Source organism: Roseburia sp. (assembly GCF_041325975.1).
GTDB classification, from domain to species: Bacteria; Bacillota; Clostridia; order Lachnospirales; family Lachnospiraceae; genus Roseburia; species Roseburia rectibacter.
The window spans coordinates 47,734-68,544 of sequence record NZ_JBGLEJ010000004.1 but is presented as its reverse complement, the minus strand read 5'-3'; the positions used below and the strand labels follow the sequence as shown (position 1 = coordinate 68,544).

At 37.4% G+C, this 20,811-nt stretch carries 17 protein-coding genes; 13 read left to right on the top strand and 4 right to left on the bottom strand.

Features of this window, described 5'->3' with window-relative positions; translation table 11 throughout:
- Nucleotides 1-3: 3 nt before the first annotated feature.
- Nucleotides 4-1,341, top strand: a complete 1,338-nt coding sequence (locus ACDD58_RS03675; RefSeq protein WP_370775878.1) for a UvrD-helicase domain-containing protein — start codon at nucleotides 4-6, stop codon at nucleotides 1,339-1,341.
- Nucleotides 1,342-1,753: 412 nt separating this feature from the next.
- Here the strand turns inward: ACDD58_RS03675 and ACDD58_RS03670 are convergent, their stop codons facing one another.
- Complete coding sequence (locus ACDD58_RS03670) at nucleotides 1,754-2,872, bottom strand: IS110 family transposase (protein ID WP_370775875.1); 1,119 nt, start codon at nucleotides 2,870-2,872, stop codon at nucleotides 1,754-1,756.
- Between the two features lie 101 nt (nucleotides 2,873-2,973).
- On the opposite strand from ACDD58_RS03670, the gene ACDD58_RS03665 reads away from it, so the two are divergent.
- From ACDD58_RS03665 to ACDD58_RS03645, 5 genes are all read left to right on the top strand, one after another.
- Nucleotides 2,974-3,597, top strand: a complete 624-nt coding sequence (locus ACDD58_RS03665; RefSeq protein WP_370775871.1) for a hypothetical protein — start codon at nucleotides 2,974-2,976, stop codon at nucleotides 3,595-3,597.
- Nucleotides 3,598-3,635: 38 nt separating this feature from the next.
- Complete coding sequence (locus tag ACDD58_RS03660; protein ID WP_156342446.1) at nucleotides 3,636-5,624, top strand: hypothetical protein; 1,989 nt, start codon at nucleotides 3,636-3,638, stop codon at nucleotides 5,622-5,624.
- A gap of 335 nt (nucleotides 5,625-5,959) precedes the next feature.
- Nucleotides 5,960-6,298, top strand: a complete 339-nt coding sequence (locus ACDD58_RS03655; RefSeq protein ID WP_006855327.1) for a hypothetical protein — start codon at nucleotides 5,960-5,962, stop codon at nucleotides 6,296-6,298.
- Nucleotides 6,291-6,644 (top strand): IS66 family insertion sequence element accessory protein TnpB, encoded by a 354-nt coding sequence (gene tnpB / locus ACDD58_RS03650; RefSeq protein WP_006855325.1) that lies wholly within the window; start codon nucleotides 6,291-6,293, stop codon nucleotides 6,642-6,644. The genes ACDD58_RS03655 and tnpB overlap by 8 nt, the downstream gene beginning before the upstream one ends.
- A 146-nt stretch (nucleotides 6,645-6,790) precedes the next feature.
- A complete protein-coding gene (locus ACDD58_RS03645; protein ID WP_370775866.1) occupies nucleotides 6,791-8,437 on the top strand; it encodes an IS66 family transposase in 1,647 nt (548 codons plus the stop codon).
- A 516-nt stretch (nucleotides 8,438-8,953) separates the two neighbouring features.
- Here the strand turns inward: ACDD58_RS03645 and istB are convergent.
- Nucleotides 8,954-9,730, bottom strand: a complete 777-nt coding sequence (istB, locus tag ACDD58_RS03640) for an IS21-like element helper ATPase IstB (RefSeq protein WP_370775301.1) — start codon at nucleotides 9,728-9,730, stop codon at nucleotides 8,954-8,956.
- Nucleotides 9,731-9,736: 6 nt separating this feature from the next.
- Entirely contained in the window at nucleotides 9,737-11,272 is a 1,536-nt protein-coding gene (gene istA, locus ACDD58_RS03635) for an IS21 family transposase (RefSeq protein WP_370775302.1), read from the bottom strand.
- Nucleotides 11,273-11,356: 84 nt separating this feature from the next.
- Between istA and ACDD58_RS03630 the strand changes: the two genes are divergently transcribed.
- The 7 genes from ACDD58_RS03630 to ACDD58_RS03600 all read left to right on the top strand — a co-directional run bounded on the left by ACDD58_RS03630 (nucleotide 11,357) and on the right by ACDD58_RS03600 (nucleotide 19,316).
- Nucleotides 11,357-11,803, top strand: coding sequence for a sigma-70 family RNA polymerase sigma factor (locus tag ACDD58_RS03630; protein WP_370775863.1), 447 nt, complete (start codon nucleotides 11,357-11,359; stop codon nucleotides 11,801-11,803).
- A complete protein-coding gene (locus ACDD58_RS03625) occupies nucleotides 11,787-12,035 on the top strand; it encodes a helix-turn-helix domain-containing protein (RefSeq protein ID WP_249752854.1) in 249 nt (82 codons plus the stop codon). The genes ACDD58_RS03630 and ACDD58_RS03625 overlap by 17 nt, the downstream gene beginning before the upstream one ends.
- A gap of 477 nt (nucleotides 12,036-12,512) precedes the next feature.
- On the top strand, nucleotides 12,513-12,710 hold the full coding sequence (locus ACDD58_RS03620; RefSeq protein ID WP_370775859.1) for an excisionase: 198 nt from the start codon (nucleotides 12,513-12,515) through the stop codon (nucleotides 12,708-12,710).
- A gap of 107 nt (nucleotides 12,711-12,817) precedes the next feature.
- Entirely contained in the window at nucleotides 12,818-14,032 is a 1,215-nt protein-coding gene (locus ACDD58_RS03615) for a tyrosine-type recombinase/integrase (RefSeq protein WP_370775856.1), read from the top strand.
- A 711-nt stretch (nucleotides 14,033-14,743) separates the two neighbouring features.
- On the top strand, nucleotides 14,744-16,315 hold the full coding sequence (locus ACDD58_RS03610; RefSeq protein WP_118362414.1) for a hypothetical protein: 1,572 nt from the start codon (nucleotides 14,744-14,746) through the stop codon (nucleotides 16,313-16,315).
- Nucleotides 16,302-18,251, top strand: coding sequence for a hypothetical protein (locus ACDD58_RS03605; protein ID WP_370775854.1), 1,950 nt, complete (start codon nucleotides 16,302-16,304; stop codon nucleotides 18,249-18,251). Before ACDD58_RS03610 ends, ACDD58_RS03605 begins: the two co-directional genes overlap by 14 nt.
- A 15-nt stretch (nucleotides 18,252-18,266) precedes the next feature.
- Entirely contained in the window at nucleotides 18,267-19,316 is a 1,050-nt protein-coding gene (locus tag ACDD58_RS03600; RefSeq protein ID WP_370775851.1) for a hypothetical protein, read from the top strand.
- A 101-nt stretch (nucleotides 19,317-19,417) separates the two neighbouring features.
- On the opposite strand, the gene ACDD58_RS03595 is transcribed toward ACDD58_RS03600, so the two are convergent.
- Complete coding sequence (locus ACDD58_RS03595) at nucleotides 19,418-20,587, bottom strand: IS110 family transposase (RefSeq protein ID WP_178709271.1); 1,170 nt, start codon at nucleotides 20,585-20,587, stop codon at nucleotides 19,418-19,420.
- Nucleotides 20,588-20,811: the final 224 nt, after the last annotated feature.

Sequence of the window (20,811 nt, the reverse complement as noted above, 5' to 3'; positions counted from 1 at the left end):
TGATTGGAAATTGAGAAATTAGCAAATATAGAGATTACTGACGAAGATATATTGTGGGTAGAAGAGATGATGGGCGGAAAAGTTCATTTTGATTCTGCTAGAGTTAATGTACTAAAAAATATGGATTCTGTTGATATACAGGCGTTTCCGGGAAGCGGTAAAACAACTATATTGGTTGCTAAGTTGGCAATTCTTGCAAAGAAATGGCCATATTCCAATGCTGGCATCTGTGTTTTATCGCATACAAATGTGGCAAGAGAAGAGATAGAAGAGCGATTAGGAAACACAGAGATTGGGCGAAAATTGTTATCGTATCCGCATTTTATAGGTACAGTGCATTCTTTTTTTGATACATATGTTTCTTTACCATGGTTAAAGTCAAACGGATATGAAATCAATATTATAGATACGGAGCTTGTCCACTCACTTAGATGGAATAAACTACCAAGAAATAAGCGTTACTATTTAGAAATGCAATATAAAAGTGAGACGATTTGCGAATATCGAGATAATATAGGGAATATCGAGCGAGTTAAAAATGAAGAAACAAATGAACTTTTGTTATCAGTTATTGAGAAAACTCAAAAAGATGGATATTTTACATTTGGGGAAATGCTTTTATATGCTCAAAAAGTTTTGAAAGAATGGGATGAGATACCTAAAGCTATACAGAGAAGGTTTCCTATATTGTTTATAGATGAAGCTCAGGATACAGATACGTTTCAATGGAATTTGCTCAAAAAGGCTTTTAATAGTGATGGAGAGTTGAGCATAAGGCAGGGATTTGGTGATAGTAATCAAGCAATATATGGGAATTTATATGCTGATGATACAACGGAAAATTTTCCAAGGGAAAATGCACTTGTTTTAAGTGAAAGCAGAAGATTTGATTCATCCATATCAAGTTTAGCCAATACTGTTGCTCTTTCAAAAGCTCAAATGGATGGTACAGACAATGAATTTACGCAAAAGGGAATCAAACATACAATCTTTTTATTTGAAAAGGAGAATGCAGCTCAGGTAATAGATGAATTTGGACAACTTATATTGGATACGTTTAGTGATGAGGAACTGAAAACTTATGAAAAAGAAGGCGTTCATGTAATTGGGATGATTCATGATAAAAAAGAAGAGACAAAAGATAATCAATTTCCCAAAGGAATATATGATTATTGGAATGCTTATGAAGCTAGAAAAGCAAACAAGAGAACCACTCCTAAAAATTTGATTGATTATTTTAGGAAAGGAATTGAAGAATTTCAGAATAATGGAGAAAAATCGGAGCAGATTGAATGGATTTGTAAAGGTCTTAGACGATTAGTTAATAAAGCTGATATGTAATGACTCTTGTCGAGTACAAATTAACAGAAATCACTGCTTTATTTAGTTGTTTCTGAAGGCACCCGGAAAGAGCCTCGGAGTATCAGTTCCCGGCCTTGGCCACTCTGATATACGTGGATTGGTTACCTACAGGTCAATGGTCCGCCGTGAGCTCTACCGTCTAATTGCGTGGATCACAGATTGCTCTGTGCCGACATAGATTTATCGTAGATAGCTCGAACCTTGAAATGGCCGAAGCCCTTTCAGGATGTCTTCAGTTGTTGCTTTGTATTGGCCAGATGTACGTGGCATAAGCCATCTTACATCTGCTTGATTACCCACTATAACAGCGGGATGATGATGTCAAGGCTGCGAAGCACCGCCACAGGCGGCTTGGTCTTGACAGTAGCAGCGTGATGTTATACCCCCTATATCAGGCAATGTTATCTGTCATCATGCCCCACATGAAGCATGCGAGTTCCCTTGCGATTGCTGTTTTGGCTACATTGTGTTTCTTGCATTTATTAAGTACCATCTTGTAGTATCGACGTCTTAGACGCTCGTTAGCTTTGTCAGCATAAGCGATGACCGCAGGCGTATTCCCTGACTGACGGGCTTTCAATTCTTTGGATTTGAAACCAACCTGTCCTCTTGCATAGCATTGTGACGCTTCTGTTAGGAGTAACCGTACATGCCTGTTTCCTGCTTTGGTGATTCCAAGTCTGTTCTGATCATTACCGCTGGAATCCTCACCAGGGACAAGACCGAGGTAGGAAGCAAAGTGCTGAGCAGAGGCAAAGCGGTTGAAATCGCCGACTTCTACCAGAACAGAAAGCGCAGTATGTGTCTTCACACCGATGAAGCAACAAAGCTTTTTCACGGCTTCCTTGTATTCATCCTGTGTGGAAAGCTCCTCAATACGTTTATCCAATCGCTCAAGCTTGTCTGATAGTGTGTGGTAGGTCAGCAGGTATTCGTCGAGGATCTCCTTGTATAGAGCCTCAGGGGTTAATGCCTTAAGCCATTTAAGATGAGCTGCTGTCCAATGACTGTTTCCATCATAGCGATAGTTATGGCGCAGACAAAATGCAAGAATCTGCTGCTTTACTTTTTTGAGTGCCAGCTTATGGTCATCTCTCATACGCAGGAATTCTTTTGTTTCTTCATCCTTTGCAGTTGGGATATGAACAGGGCTGTAGTTATGCTGTGCAAGACATTTGGCAATGATTTCAGCATCACGTTTGTCTGTTTTAATACGCTTTTTACTACGCTGCTCAAGCATTGTAGTAGGAGCGAGAATAATACATTTTACATTGTTCGCCGTTAATTGGTGATACAAAGTATAACCGAGGCAACCAGCCTCATAACCGCATATGAAGTTAGCATCGTCTCCGTAGATGGTTCTAAGAAACTCCAGATAATTCAGAACTTTTTTGTAATCAGCCTCTGTCCTCTGGTAGTGAGAAGCCTTTTCAGCTTCAATTGTGTAAGCACAAAGCGAAAAACTTTCCTTGTGAACATCCATTCCTACGTAAACTGTGTTATAATTCATTTGATGACCTCCCTTTGTATGCGGTAATTCCTGTTTTTGTTGTTTGACAATTACATTATACAGGTAAATCCACGAAGTTACAAAGTGGAGGTCATTACATATTGTCTAAGGAATGTAATTATATACCTGCTACGGGAAATTCAATCAATGCTATTATGAAACTATTATCAGATGAACAAAAAAAGGATTTCAGAAAGTTACTTATGTTACTTGCTGATTTTGGTAATCTAATTTCTAAAGAAGATTGGAAGTCTATGGTTATTATTATGAAAAAAATATTGTCTCTATTTGAAACTGAACCCAATGAGGATGTAAATAAATTTGGAAAATGGGTGGAAGATCAAGAAAAGAGCAATGAAAAGAGCAATGAAAATAGTGATGATAAAAAACTATTGCCAAATTATTATGTGTACTGTGACGAAGAGACAAAACGCGAGGTTGATATGGAATTTGGTAGTATCCATTCTGTTAAAGGAAGAACACATTTAGCTACTTTGGTGTTAGAGACTTTTATGAAATCACATAATATGAAATCAATACTTGATTATCTGTGTGGAGAACCACCTAAAAGGATGAAGAGTTCTTCAGAGAAAAGATTAAAATGCCAGTATGTTGCAATGACAAGAGCAAGAGCGTTGATTTGTCTTGCTATTCCTATTGATTTTGTGGATGAAAAAATGCAGATGAAGTTACAACAGAAGGGATGGAATCTGAAAATTGTGTAGTCTTGTTCCATTAAAGTAAAGAAAGGGGTTATGAAAAAGTGAATTTATATATTTTGCCTGTACAACGTGTACTGTTAGAGTACGTATTAAAACTTGGAGATATGATTTTTTTCCCAGGAGATGTATCAAATGAGGCTATTGAATATAGTAATCTTTTAGATGATGAAAAGGAGAAATTAAGATTAATTGTAGAACACAATCGAAGTTTCTTTACAGAACAACTAACAGGTTTACCTTTTCTTTTATTATCATCTAAATATGATATTATTGAGATAAATAATGATATTACTATTTTTGAGAAAATTCTAAATGATGCAAATAGACGATTTGATTACATTAGAATATTAGAATGCCCATTTAATAGACCGGAATATACTATAGGAATCCCTGGGCTTATAGATGGTAAAAGAATGCTATTTTCAATCAATGACGATTATTCAATCGGGGCATATATAAATGGAGAAGAAGAGTTCTATTTAATGCAAAAAGGAATTGGACTTGATCTGGGTGTGACAGAGAATAATGATACAAGATTATATAGAGTGATTTATTCACACAGAAATGACGAAGTATATAACTTATATAGGCGATATATAGCCGAGGCATGCGAGGCATTGCAGATTATTGATGAGACAAGATGTTTTATTTTTTTGTTTTCAAAAATAGATGGAATGGGACTTTGTGATACATACAGTTTTACTGATAACAAGAAAAGAATTTTATCAATTGTTGCTGAAAATCAATCAAATTTTGATGTTATTAGTTCGCAGTTATATTTTTACTCGAAAGAAATAAGAACTGAGGTTGTTCATAAGGGGAAAAGAATAGATGAATTAGTATCGATTAGAAAAGCACATGAGATAAATCAGGAGCTATTTAATATAATAATACGGTTTTGTACAAAGGTAATTGATAGCGAAATAACTAGTATTGAATCGCTAAAAGAATATATTTTAAATGAAGTAAGCAAGTATTCATACAAAATGCCACAAGAGCAATCACTTGCGGGATTACCAGTCGTTTATTCTCAAAGGACAACATATGTTGCAACGTTGGAAGGATTACAGATTAGCTATCCAGAGAAAAGGGGAAACTATTTACTTCTTCCAAGTTTGAATCAGTTCGAATATGATAGATACTATAAAAATTATGTATCAAAAGATTTGGGGGAAGATTATGAATCTATTTTTAATGATTTTTCAATAGAAGACTTTGAATACATTATAGAAATATTATATCGCTGTGAAAGAGCTGATGATGGATATCCGCGTGTTATAGGTTTAAATCTGCCTAAAATCAGTGATGAATACATGCGTTCACCAATAATAAGGGAGCAATTTGTGGATTACATTTGCAATGAGCTCAATGAATGTTTGTATTATGATATGCTATCAGGGGGTGATATTCTAAACGGAGAAGTATTACCTCCCAGAGTTGGGTTAAGAACAGGTATTAGGGCAATTTATGAGTTTGTAGAAGATAAGGAAGAATTGTTCTTACAATTTGTACCAGGAAGGGTATTCAGTGAGTATCAGATTCCTAGCGAGGCATATAATTGTATTAAACTTTATAAAGATGATATATATGAAATATTGTTTGGTAATGCAAATTATATTGATAATTTGTGTAAGCGTTCTTTGGTGAATATTTGTGAGTCAGAATATGTCAGAGATTGGACACAACGAATTAGTTACTTATTTGATACTTTTGATGGAATCGATCCACGAAATTATAATAAAGAAAAGGTAATAAAGTTAGTTTTTACAATATTAGCTATTGATAAGGCGGATTATTTACGGAACAAACAAAAGTATGAGCAACTGAAAAACAAATATAGAAATCCGATACTTCATGGAGGAAAATCTATATTTGAAATTGAACCAGATATTAATGAAATAAAAAAGGTGGATACATATTTGCGAAAGACTATAATGGATTATTGTTTAAAGATCCATTCATTAAGTATTTCAACATGGGAAGAATTAGATAATGCATATAGAGTGCAGCAAAATTTCCTAAAATTATAACCTTTGATAGTTTATATAATCTATCAAAGACAAATATATTCATGATAATTATCAATAATAGAAAGGAGACAGGAGTAAATTGCAATAAGTAAAATCGAATTAGATAGTAATTTTGTAACAAGAAGTAAATAGCATATATTATGCAGAAGGCAGTCCAGAGCGGGCTGCCTTTTGTCGTGCAAAAAATGAAAATATGGAGGTTTATTATGGCAGACGAAAGAACAGAAAAACAGTAAGTACGTAATCATCCGTAAGTACGTAATCATCCGTATCTGTCAGCAACTATATTTTTCTGATACACTCTTTTCATAACAAAGAAAGGAAACTGTATCATTATGAAAACAGATGAAAAAATCACGCTGTGGTCTGAAAGAATCCATGAATTTCAATTCAGTGGGCAGACTTGCAAAACATGGTGTCAGGAACATCACGTTCCAGTCTCTACAATGAATTATTGGATGCGCAAGCTGAAAAAATTGGACGAACAATCAGATACAGATATGATTTTTGCAAAAATGCCAACGGAAAAAGAGATTTCAAAGAATGAGACTTTGAATATCAGCCCGTCTCCAGTCCGCATTTTTATCACAAATGCTATTCGGATTGAAGTGATGCCTGAATGCCCGCCGGAATTTTTTCGTGTTCTGATCCAGGGGCTGAAAGATCATGCTTGATCTGGCAGGTGGCACAACCGTTTACCTTGCCTGTGGAGCTACCGATCTGAGAAAAAGCTATCACGGACTGGCTGCAATTATCAAGCTAAAATTCAAACTTGATCCCTATTCGCGCTGCATGTTTGCGTTCTGCAACCGCAGGCGGACTTCTATTAAGATTCTGCAATGGGACGGATCCGGTTTCTGGATTCTGATGAAGAGGCTTGACAAAGATTCCTTTCACTGGCCGGATACTCCGGATGAATTACAGAAAGTGACCCTGAAAGAAATGCATTGGCTGTGTGATGGTCTTTCACTTACTCCGAAGGGAGCTTTTGAAGAAAGACATCCAAAGATTGTTGTATAAAGAACGGATTTGTCAATTCGCAAAAAGCACGAAATACTTGTGGATATCGGTATATATTCCTACACAGTAAAACGTTGATTTTTCTCGAACAGCTGGACTTTCTATGCTATACTGGAATTATCATATAAGAGTTTGGAGATTGCCGGATGGATCCGTTTTTTACAGAGGAACAGCTGAATAACATGAGCCGTGAAAACATGATGGAAGTTATGAGAATCATGCAGAATCAGGTTCAAAAAAAAGAGACCGAGGTACAGCTTCTGAAAGACAAGCAGAAAGAACTGGAATTTATGAACGCAATGCTTTCAGACCGTCTTGCGCTTGCACAAAGAAGACGTTTCGGTTCTTCCAGTGAAAAATACGCAGATGGATATGAACAGATGGATCTGTTTAATGAGGCTGAAGTCAATGCAGATACGGATACTGCTGAGATTGAAGAGGAAATCGTGATTCCATCGCACAAACGGAAAAAACGCACCGGCAAAAAAGAAGAAGATCTCTCTAATTTCGAAGTAACAGAAACAATCGAATATAAACTGACCGGCGAAGACCGCTATTGTCCGGACTGTGGAACAAAGTATAAAGTCGTCACAAAAGAAGTCGTAAAACGACTGAAATTCATCCCCTCCACCTTTGAAGTGGTTGAAGAAGTAACCTATGTATACAGTTGTCCAAAATGTGGTGCTATGATCCGGCCGGAAAAAGAGTTTCCGCTGATCAAGGGAAGCATTGCTACACCTTCGCTGGTTGCCGGAATCATGAATGCAAAGTATGTCAATGGCATGCCGCTGGCAAGACAGGAACGGGAATTCGCAAGGTATGACTTAAATCTTTCAACAAAAACAATGGCAAACTGGATCATCAGCTGTGCAGACCGGTATCTGGGACTGCTTTATGGGCAGATGAAGGAAGAATTCCTAAAGAGCAGATACATCCATTGCGATGAAACCAGGATCCAGGTGATTGATGAACCAGATCAGAAAGGATCATCTCAAAACTGGATGTGGGTATATCTGACAGATCATTACAGTGAAGCCCCACAGATGGTTCTCTTTGATTATGAGAGAACGCGTGCCGGATATCACCCGGTAAACTTCCTTGGAGATACATTTCATGGATATCTGACGTGTGATGGATACCAGGCGTATCATGGACTGAACGATTCCATCACCGTAACCGGATGCTTTACCCATGCGAGACGCCGTTTTGATGCTGCACTCACGGCATTAAAAAAGGATTTCACAAAGGAGCAGCTGAAAGAAACAGTTGCATATCAGGCAATGACGAGGATCGGAATCCTGTATAAAGTAGAGGAACTGATCAAAGATAAGACACCGGAAGAACGGTATCAGGAACGCCAGAAGCAGTCGCGTCCAGTAGTGGAAGCCCTGTTTGAATGGCTGCATTCGATGGAAGATTCTGTAGACAGATCTTCCCTTATTGGTGATGCCATTTTATATACGCTGAATCAGGAAACCTATCTTCGCAGGTACTTGGATGATGGGCATCTGAGCATTGATAATAATAGTGCGGAGCGTGCAATCAAAAATTTTGCAGTAGGCCGCCGGAATTGGCTGTTTGCCAAGAGTATCCGTGGCGCAGATGCCAGTGCTGTTGTTTATAGTATCGCAGAAACAGCCCTGCTGAATGGTCTGAAGCCGTATGTATATCTTTCCTATGTATTAGACGAGCTTCGTAAAATGGGACCTTTTCCAAAGCCGGATGATCTAAATCGGCTTTTGCCATGGTCAAATGAATTACCGGAAGGATTTCGAACCAAAAAGAAGAAATAAAATGTGCCGCCCTGATGGGCGGCATGTTTTTTTAAAAGGCAAGGTACAGATGATTACGTACTTACTATTATCCTGCCCATTGCGTGGAAGGACAGCTAAATAGGTCGCATTTTAAGTAATGCGGCAAATTCTACAATCGAAAGTGAATTATATACACTCGTAGAATGTGGAGAAAATTTAATATCAGATATAAACAGCGTCCTGTGGGTATATGCCCATAAGGGCGTTTTTTATATACAGAAAAATTTTTATAAAAATTTTTCAATCCACCCGAACATCTCCCCGGTTTCATTTGGGAGATACACCGGAAGGGAAAAAAGGCAAATGCCTTGTCATTCGGAACGGGAGGAGGTGAACTCGTATGGGGCAACCTTCTTCTAAGGATGAAATGACTGTCAGGCATCAGTTTGACCGTTTGTGCCAGATGGCATTATGAATATTCCTGTGCGGCGGAGCCGCCAGTCCAGTGTGGCGTGAGCCACCTGTCCAGACGGACTGAGCCACATAGGTTATAAATTATTCTCGTAGATTTTTAGCCAAACCGTATACTTCTCTCATGGATTTGTCATGCTCAGCATCAATACTTGTGATGTTGATGCGATAACTATCATGAGCAATGCGGTCAATGATTGCATCTGCCAGAGGACTATCATCACCACCGAGTTGGTCATACCATTCCTCGAATTCATACTGGGAGCAGAAAATCGTTGAAGATTTCTTGCGTCTCCGATGAAGCAGTTCGAAGATATCCCTCTGTTCTGAATCCGTTGGTTTCAATAGAAGCCATTCATCCAGAATCAGGACAACGGGATTGGCATACTTAGCCATGACTTTTTTGTAGCTGCCATCTGTCCGTGCCATCTCCAGATCAATAAGCAGATCAGGAAGACGGACATACTTTGTATTGAAATACTGCTTACAAGCCTCCATGCCAAAGGCACAGGCCATGTAAGTTTTACCACAGCCTGTAGCACCGGTGATAAAAAGATTCCGGTGTTCAGATATGTATTCGCAAGTTGCAAGCCGGTTAATAAGGCTCTTGTTAAGCTTGCGCCCGGAAGTGTAGTTGATATCCATGATACTTGCTTCCGGCTGGTCGAATCCAGCGTTACGAATCAGTCGTTTCTGACGATTATTTTTACGATTACTGTATTCAATGTCTACCAGCATACCGAAGCGATCCTCAAAGGGTACTTCTTTAAATTTAGAATCATCCAGCTGGTTGCGAAATGCATCTGCCATAGCAGTAAGGCGCATTTCAATAAGTTTATCTATTGTACTCTGATTTGTCATATGTGTTTACCTCCGATAGTAATCGGCACCTCTCGTGATGCCGTGTGCTTTATGTGTGATCTTGGATTCAGTCATTTCTGATTCCTGCTTTACAGAACCAGTTACGAGGATGTTTTTAATGCTCTTGTAACTGGGCGAAGATGTATAGGATAATGCTTTTTTACAGGCTGCTTCAAGCAATGCATCTGAGTATTTCTCAGCAAGCTTCAGAAGTCCCATACAGCTTCGGTAGGTCTGTTGTTCCACACGTTTGGAGGTCAGTACTGCATTGATCACAGTGTACGTATTTATGCCAATCCGCTCAGCCCATTTGCGGAACCGGTCACCGTTCCATTCCAGATATTTCTGATGGTCTTCCGGCATATGTTCCGTGACCGTGCTGTACTGCCCAGGGCGTCCTTTCAGACGACGGTGGGAAGCAATGCGGTTATGGTTGTAGAAAATTTCAATAGTGGTATCTGTTACCTTTACATCAACTTTCTTTTTGATGTATTCATAGGGAACTGAGTATAGCATTCCATCCACAGATATGTGATAATTGAACTGGACGGTGGCTGTCTTCCAGTCACTCAGTTCAAAACGGGTAGAAGGTAATGATGCCAGCAATGGTTTTTCTTCCTCAAGAAATAAGCTTCGCCGACTACCCTCTTTCTTTTGAAAGAGCCTTTGGTTGAACAGTTCGAGTTTGTCTCTGATTGCACGATTTAATTCGGCAAGGGAGAAGAACTGTTCATCCCGAAGTGCTGCTGTTATCCAGGTAGAGATATTTCCTACCGTTCCCTCAGCATTCGGCTTATCCTTGGGAGTCCTGACACGTGCCGGAATAATCGCGGTACCATAGTGTTCAGCCAGTTCCTGATAAGTTTCATTGATCTGCTGGTCTTTCCATCCGCCATTGTGAACAACTGCAGTTTTGCAGTTATCCGGTACGAGGATTCTGGCGACACCACCAAAATATTCGTACATATGGACATGTGCATTGATCCATGATTTCTGTTTCATGTCCAGAAATGCTTCCACGTATGCATACTGGCTGTAAGTCATTACACCGACAAATATGTATGCTTTGATGATTTCGCCGGTATCAGGATCAATGACTGTTGCAGGATCACCTGCCCAGTCAACTTCAACCTGTTCACCGGGTTTACGGTTGATATGCATGGTAGCACGATGCTTCTGCTCATCCTGTTGGATGTGATAGCAGAACTGTGAATACATGAGTGGTTCTTCACCGTTGGCACGGCAATCCTCCATGTATTCCGTCCATAGAAGTTTTTTGCTTACACCGTTGCGAAGCAGCTCCTTGCGGATGTAATCATAGTCAGGCATCCGTTTCTGAGGATGATTGTTTAATTGGGGATAAAATAATTTTTCAAGTACTTTGTCTGTTTGATTGTCTTGTAAAGGCCAGCACAGATTCAACTCCTGTGCTCGCTTCAAGACTTTAGCGACAGTATTTCTTGAACAAGGAACACTTAATGCAATGTTCCGGTTACTAAATCCCAAGCCAGCTAATCTTAGGATTTCACGGTATTTGGTCATTGTAGCGACCTCCTTATAATAGATTTACACAATGTTTGTGTATGAATCTATTATAAGACAGTGTGGCTCAACCGTACCGGAATGATGGCTCACTATAAAACGGAAGCGTGGCTCAATCGCACCGGACAGGTGGCTCAATCACCCCAAGATTATTCAGCATTAAAAGGTGAAGCTGCCAATTATTACAAGCACATGGACTATCGCAGAAAACACGAAGTCACATTCTCTGAACTGTCAGAAAAGGAGTTGAGCAAATTATTTACTATGGATGAGTACGGAACAGAAAATCATCATTTTGAAGTGCATGGCTATGACATTGAAGTAAAAAATACCCTGATTGCAGAAGCTTTGAAGGAACTTACAGAAAGAAAAAGGAATGTTATTTTACTTTCGTATTTTATGGAAATGAGCGATGCGGATATTGCAAGAGAAATGAATCTGGTTCGCAGTACCATTCATGAACACAGGACACGCTCACTTGAAGTTTTGAAGAAGATTATGGAAGGAATAGCAGATGAAAAAGAGGTATAAAAGCAGAAATGAGGAAAATTTGTTGCCTTTCCATATTATAAAGGCAGCATCAGAGGGCGATGTAAGTGCCATCAATGCAGTGTTAAAACACTATGAGGGATACATAATCAAACTGTCTACCAGAAAGTTATATGACGAAAGTGGACAGGTGCATTACTGCATTGATGAAACGCTGCGTCGCAGATTGGAAACCAAGTTGATTACAAAAATATTGGCTTTTGAAGTTGCATAGCATCCGATCAGAAAATTCCCTTTCTATTCATTGATTGGAAATGATGCAGCGTTGTACCTTGACAACTGAATATTTTTGCATACAGGACGTGAGGATATGCTGAGCCACTAGGTAGGTTCGCAAAGATGTGCCTGCTCTTTTTAGAGTGAACGTGAAGAAGTGTTGAAACATGACATTGAAGCAAAGGTATGGAGCGAGAAAAATCTGACAAAATGTGTGGCAGTAACACAGGGCGATGAAGCATATCTGTAATAATGATACTTCCGGATTGTAAAAAGATTTGCAGTCCGGTCAATTTGAATGACGGTGCAAGACCGATGTGGGCAGAGTAATGACCTGCCACCTGTATTGCTTTTTTATCTGCCTATGAGAGCCTGCAATGGAGTGTGGGTTGTCATTGGCAGATAAAGTGCTGCCTATTTTAAAAATTTGGAGGTGTTCATAATAAATAATATAGAAGAAAGAGTAAAGGACAAGATGGTTCCAATCTGGGAGAAGTATATGCTGACGGTTGACGAAGCAGTTCAATATTTTGGAATTGGAGAAAAGAAGATAAGGATGTTAATTTCTGAGAACGTTGATTCTGATTATTGCTTTACTGTTCAGGTGGGGAATAAATCGTTGATTAATCGGCATAAATTTGAAGAATTTCTTAATCAAACCACTTCCTTGTAGAAATGAAAAATACGAAACTTTATCACTTTAAAGTGGTAAATGCCGCCCGGGTATGATATAATATGGTTGTCGTGCTAGGGCTTCTTCGTAGAAAGGAGCAAAGACGTTTGAGTGAAAGAAATCGCAATCAGAAAAGACGTGATAAAAAAGGACGTATTTTACGAAACGGAGAAGGCCAGCGAGCGGATGGAAGATATGCATTTGTTTATACAGACTGCTATGGAAAACAGAAATTTCTTTACAGTTGGAAGTTGGAATCGACAGATCCTCTTCCGGTAGGAAGAAGACCTTGCCAGTCACTTAGAGAAAAGGAAAAAGTCATATTAAGGGATATAAATGATGGCATTACTCCTTATGGTGATAATTTGACAGTTCTTGAGTTGGTAAAAAAGTATATTGCTCAGAAGACTGGGGTTCGCCATAATACAGCTGCGAATTATAATTTTGTTATCAACATTATTAAGAAAGAGGAATTTGGAGCATTAAGGATTGATAAGGTAAAACTATCAGATGCAAAAGCATGGTTGATTAAGCTTCAGGCAGATGGTAGGGGATACAGCACCATTCATTCAGTTCGTGGAGTGGTAAGACCTGCTTTTCAAATGGCTGTAGATGATGATTTGATTCGTAAAAATCCGTTCGAGTTTCAACTATGTACAGTAGTTGTAAACGATAGTGTAACAAGAGAAGCCATAACCAGAAAACAAGAAAGAAAGTTCTTGGAATTTATTAAGAATGATGAGCATTATAAACGATACTATGATGGTATGTTTATCCTCTTTAAGACCGGACTTCGTATTTCAGAGTTCTGTGGATTGACACTTTCCGATATTGATTTTGAAGAAAAGCAAATCAGTGTAAATCATCAGCTTCAAAGAACCAGAGATATGAAGTATGTTATTGAAGATACCAAAACGTCAAGTGGAACTAGAATCATTCCTATGACTGAGGAAGTGTATGAATGTTTTAAGCGTATTGTTGAAAATCGTAAAAAGCCCAAGAAAGAACCTGTGATTGATGGATATAAGGGATTTCTGTTTTTAGATAAGAAGGATATGCCGGAAGTTGCTTTACATTGGGAAAAGCATTTTGAGTGGGCATTGGCTAAGCATAATCGAATCTATAAAGAGCAGTTACCAAAAATCACGCCGCATGTTTGCAGGCATACCTACTGCAGCAATATGGCAAAAAGCGGGATGAATCCTAAAACGCTTCAGTATCTTATGGGACATTCGGACATTGGGGTAACATTGAATACATATACGCATCTGGGAGCAGAGGATGCCAAGGAAGAACTTGGCAAATATGCTAAGATGGCTTAAAAGATTAAGAAAATTGATACAACTAAAAGATAACCTAAGTGGAAAAAGTCTTTAGTAAAATGAGAAAATTAAGCTGTTTTACTAAGATTTTTACTAAATTTGGATGACAAGATATACGAATTTATGCCATGATATGCGACGAAAACGAAGAAAACAATCTATCACAGCAAATCGTAGAAAGTGGTGTAAAATCAAGGAAAATCAGTATTTTCAAGGAGTTTTTAAGGCATGATTAAAATATTATTTATCTGCCACGGCAATATCCGTGAGATTGCTTGAAATACTTGTAAAATCAAGACATTATGAAAATGACAGGACGAATTTACCCCTGTTTTACCCCTAATAATTATAGGACTACCCGATATTACAATCCCTTAGCCAATGAGTCGAAGCGGCTGAGGGATTTTCTTATACGGAAATATTAAAATTAGTTGTTATTAACACTTGAATCCATCAAAATAATATTGAAAAAATCAATATTATTAGGTATACTTAATAAAGTAAAAAGGTATCAAGTAGGAAAATAATTCGATAACGAACTAGGGAATGTTGATTGATTTAAATATGAGCATTACATTGTGGAATTATAAAAGTAAGCCAAAATTATATTTATATAGTGTTTTTGTGAGAAATGGATGCATTTTATAAGATGTTTATGATTAATAGAGAATGTAAAAAGATTAAGTAGAGAATCTAGATTAAGGAGGAGCGATGAAGACTGCTATTGATTTTTATGAACGTGGAAAACTAAAAGAAGCAAATGCAGATGATTATAACAGATTGAGTTATTATCCTAGAAATCGCTTTATCTGTCCAGAGTGTGGGGAACCTGTTCATTTAACAGGAAGTAAATATTCTAATTTTTTTGGTCATTATAAAAAAACAGATATTTCAGCGGAGTGTGAAAGACGAGCTGATACAATTTCATCTAGTTCATTGTATCAAAGAATGGGGCTACCTTTGTATTTAAGATGTGAAGGTAAGGAAAACTTTAGATTGTACATTGGTTTTAGAAAAATGCCAGTGCCGTTAATGAAAATTGCAATGGAATCAAGAGCACTTGCTGTTTTAGATGGAAAAATAAAGTATTGTATTAGCGATGAGCGGTTTTCATCAAAGGAGACAACGTTGATTGGAATAGATTATATTCCGATGTATGGAAGAAATTATAACATAACTTATCTTCCTGAGAAAATAGAACCGTTATTGTCTGAAACTTGGTCTGATTATGCGGATGGTTTTTCTTTTGATGGAGCAATTTTCACTGTGACAGAACAGGGCGGAAAGAAAATTAGGCATGGTGATACAATTTCATGTGATACGGAGTATTATTGGGTACGAAGACAGCCGATGCTTCCTTCTTTTGTTTCTGGAATTAATATGCAAAAGGTTGGAATTCTTGGATTGAAGGATGATAAGTGGTATGTGTATAAAGGATATTTTGTATCAAGTTTATTAGACTCTCAGTATGAAACGTTATGTCAGTATTTAAGGAATAATTTGAAAGTCCACCTATTGGAAAAGAAACCAGAATTTATGCCGATGTGGCCACCAGTGATAAAGTATGAAGATGGTTATGTAGTGGATGAGAATGTTAAAACAGTGTATGGGTATATTTCTTCGGGAAATGAAGAACCAAAAGTATATGAATTCAAAGGAACTAGAGCAGTATATAATGAATTATTCATTAAGGATAAAGTTGCAAGAGTATATATGGACACAGATGAGACGGTAATCAATATTGACAGGAAATATATTTCTAATGGCGTGGTATTGACAAAAGAAAAGCTTATATATGCGCCACACATGACGGATATCAGAGCTGAGAACGATGGGGAAAGTCAAGTAGTTGAAGGCATTAAAGAAATTAAAAGCTCGGGAGTAGTAATATCAGGAAATATTGTTTTTGATGTAGTGGTTATTCATGAAAATGGAGAAATTATTAAAAATACCGGACTTAATGAAGTTCGCGTAGATAATTTTTTAAAGAATGATGTTATCTTGATTGTGCAAAGTCAACGAATGAGGGGAATTTTGTATAATGAGGGCATAGATTCAGTCGAAAATAGAGGAGCTGATTTTGAAAGCATATGGAATTGTATTGTGGTTAATCAGAATAGAGAGTTTATAAATATACCGTTTGAAATACGGAAGAGATTGGTTTGTTTACTTAATCAAAATGAGATGCTAGACAGAGAGATACAAAGGATTTTGAAGAAGAACATGATTTCAAAGCCGGTAATAACATTATTAGAATCGGAGGGAAACTATGGACGAAATTGATTTTAGCATACTAGATATGCTTGACATTAAGGATATACAGGTCGCATGTAAACATGCAGATTTAGAAATTCTATTAAAGCCAATTAAGGATCATCAGGATTTTTATAAGAAATATGTTAAACAACTAGGGTCAAATCGCCCAGATAAAAAGTCAAGCATTGTAAAATTATATATGCCAAGAATAGCATTTGATTTGTTCCAAAAAGGCGATGTTACATATAAAGGCGTTATAGTTCAGATTTTAGAAAACTATAAAAGCAAGTTTGAAGAGGCAATGACAGAATATATTAAGCCTCCAATAGATATCGAAGAAATAAAGGCGTATAATGCAGAACAATTAGTTGAGCTGTATTTTAAAATTGTTGATGTGTCGGCAACAGATGCACCAATAGATTTTTATTTTATGATGCTTAAATTGCAAGGAGTTAAATTAGATGAAGAGTGCTCGTGTACAATTGAGCATCAAGTTAAGCAAATAGAAAAACAAAAAAAGGAAATTGCAGATGCAGTTTTTAAAGCGGAAAAACATATAGAACAGAAATATACTCAAGAAATAGCTCAAATATCAAAAGAAAAGAGAGAACTTGAGAAAAAATATTCTGAAGCAAAAAAGATGAACCGAGAGTTGGCGGCTGAACTAGAAAAAATAAAAGATCAGATAGAACATCAAATGGAGGAGTTGACTGAAAAATGGCGTGCAGAATTTGATAGAGAGATTATGCTACGTCAAATGGAAGAAGATAAAGAGTTTAATGCGTTACGTGAAAGAAAACAACATGATTTAGATTTGGCTTTAGCTGATGATGAATCAAAGAAAAGAGAGGCGTTAAAAGATAAACTTGCAAAAGAAGAGCAGCAACTTCAAGAACAATTTAAGCAAAAAAAGAGGGAATTAGATAATATAATAGAAGGTCTTCATGTTGAATTACAGAATAATACTGATAGAAAAACTCAGATGGAATCAGAATTGAAATTACTCCAAGAAGAAAAAGAGCAGCTTCAGGGGTTTATGAATCGACTGAAAGCATATGAGAAAGAATATTTTGATAATTTTGAGCAACATATTATTCAAAAAAAGGTGGACACTATTCTTTTGAGTAAACTTGGAGTAGAAGGAGACACTATTACTGCTAAAACCACATTTTCAAGTATTGTAATGAATGCTGATAAGCTACAGGAAGATACCGAAGAGTGTGATGCATCCGACAATGTTGTTGATCTGTTTGATGATTTATGTGATAACATATCTGTTTATTTCGACGAATCATCAGAAATTACATCGATACTTCTTTCTGCTCTCTTAAGCAATAAGGCGGTTATTGTTACAGATGATGTTGCATACCAAATGGTATCCTGTATTTCAGCACTTATTGATGCGAAAACACCATTAATGATTCAGATGGTGAAACAGAAAGATGATGTTGATAAGATTGTTGGAATTATCAATGAATCAGATAGTTATGTAGTGTATTTACCAGGATTATTGGATGATTATGATGAGGTTTCTTTTTCAATAATATGTAGGCAATGTCCAAGAAAAGTGATAATTGCAGGAGTAGCGACATTGGCACATCTATCAATGATGTCTGGTGGTATTAATAACTATGCTATCACTATGGATATAAGTAACTACCTTCATTTCAAGAAGAAACAGGCACTATGGATAGGCAAATATTCTTTAGATAGTATGACAGTGGAGCATGATGTAACGAAGTGCAAGGAATATTACAACAAGTATTTTAGAGGATTGGTTCTTAATCATATGATGGGTAAGAAGGTTGCTTTGGATTTTTGTTTTATTCTTAGTATTTACTTTGATTTCATGCAAGGGCAGATAGGAGATATTTTGAAAGCGGTTGTTTCTAAAGTGTTTGATTGTAAAGCAGATGAGAACGCAACTACTATTGTTGAAAAAAGTGAATTCTACATCGGATAAATAGGTGGTGATGCGATGAACAAGAATATGGTTGAAACGATGCAAAATGATATGCACCTTTTTCCATATAGGGATGAATCGATTTCTAATTACTTAGGCAGGTTAGTATACTCTGCATTAAGCTATTGGATTAGAACCTGTATCATGGATAGAACGTCTGAGAGTAATGATACTAAAAGTAAGGCATATATTCTTGGTCGTGGAAAAGAAGTTCTATGGGGGTTTGTAGAATGTATTCCAGAATGTAAGCAATGGATATCTTCTACGGATAAAGAGATAGAAGATAGAATTGCTGAAATGGTCATCGATATTCGTAATAAGATGATATTCGGTGGAGAACTTATAGAACTGAACAGTAAAATGAATGTAATTTTGCCAGAGGGGAAGGTACAGCCTTGTGCTAGTGGCATAGTTCGGATATTTGGTGCAACAAATTATGGTAAGAAATGTCAAGCAGTTGGTATTACACGTATTATTGAGGACGTTCATGCAGAAAGCATGGATATAGACTTTTGCTCAATAATAGGTATAGATGAGTATATATTGAGTTTGTATAAAAAAGCCAAATGGTCCAAGGTGGATGACATTAGTAATTATGAAATTTTTAACAGTACAGCTAAAAGAGCACCATATCAATCTTGGGAAGACAATTTGAATAAATCCAGGATGTTTCATCTAATCAGAATGTCACTATATAATGATTTACATGAATACTACTTGTTGAAGTTTGAAAATGGTGAAATTTTTATATGTAAACTTGAGGAGTTATTAGCAGAAGGTAAAGAGGAGAGACGTGTGATATTAGGCCTTCGTAAAATGTATCAAAATCAAATGAATGCATTGTATGAGCATAAGGGATCCGTGATTCTTCTCAATTTATTCTGTCGTTTACCTTTACGAGAGGAACGCATTCTAGAAACATATTGTTGGCCTGAGCGAAGCTTTGATGACAAATTGAACTATTTGGTACCTATAAAAGTTTGGGATGAAATAAAGGGACTTTTTGAAAATGGACTGGGGATAAGGTTAAAGGAGACCAGCTATGAAGAGTCAACCATAAATTAGTAAAAAAATTCTTTTTCATATCGGTGGTAAAAAAGGGTAACTTTAATAGAGCTCCCTTAGGGTGCTTTTTCAAAATCTATCGATATTGGTATACAGACCTCTTATTTGAGGTTAAATTCGACATTGTCGGTGAGCATCTTCCAGATGACTCTGACAAGTTTGCCGGAACAATGCCCAAGTGCATTGTAATGAGACCGGCCTTCAGCCCTCTTGGCATCATAATAAGCCTTGAAGGTTGCGTTGTTTCTGACAACGTTCCAAGCTGCATTTACAAGGGCATATCGTAATACACGAGAGCCACGTTTGGACATCCTTGTTGTCTTAGCCTGAAAGTTACCAGACTGATAAACAGAAGGATCCAGACCAGCAAAAGCAAGCAGCTTGTTTGGATTGGAGAAACGGTGAATATCACCTATTTCACCAAGAATCATTCCACCATTGATATAACCGATACCAGGAATGGTCATGATGACAGAATCGTTGAATTTCATGATATCCGTCATCTCAGCTTCAATCTTTTCTAATTGGCTATCCAGTAACTCGATTTGTTGAATGGTTTGAGTTATCTGAATAGATATAGCGCTGTCGTTAGCACCGACAGACTTCTGTGCGAGAACTCTTAATTCCTTGGCCTGTTCTTTGGTAAAGTGTCCGTGTGAGTTCACTTTGAGCAGATTTGCCAGATGAGTCATATGCATGGAAGCAATCTCTTTTGGAGAAGGTGCTTCTTTTAATAAAGCATAGACAGCGTGTTGATGCAGACCGGATTTGAAAAAGTATTGAATCTCCGGAAAGACCTGATCAACATAGGTTGTCAGTTGAATTTTCAATCGGGTACGTTGCTTTATGGTTTTCTGACGGAAACGTCCCAATGCCTTAAGATCCATCATATCGAGATCAAAGAAGCTGACGAATCTGAGGTTGTCCTGCATCATAAGAGTTTTAGCAATCACGTAAGTGTCGACCTTATCTGTCTTAGTTTTGCGAACGTTATTTTTTCGCATTTGACAGGTTTTGATGGGGTTCAACACACACACTTGGTAAAGCTCAGTAACAAGGTATCGAACAAGGTTGTCACCGTAGTGTGCCGTTGACTCAAGACCGATGATGAGGCTGTTCTTATCGAATGATTCGAGTTTAGAGACCAGCAGTTGGAAGCCATCAGCGTCATTTGTGAATTTGAACGGCTCAATGATTATTTCACCGTCGGAAGAAATCGCAGCGGCGAAATGATTAAGTTTGGCAATATCAATGCCTACGTAAATTTTCATGAGGTTGTACCTCCCTTTCCTAAAGTCTGATACCATGATGTCCACCAACGATTATCATCGTAGACTTGATAGAAATAAGTACTCTGAGTGAAAAACACTCCGGCAACATCCAGCTAATAAACAATTCAGATAAAGGTAGTGGCAATACACTCCAGTTGAGTAGTCAAGCTACAGAAAACAAATCAAAAGTCCATAGTATCTGAATTGTATTGAACCACGATATT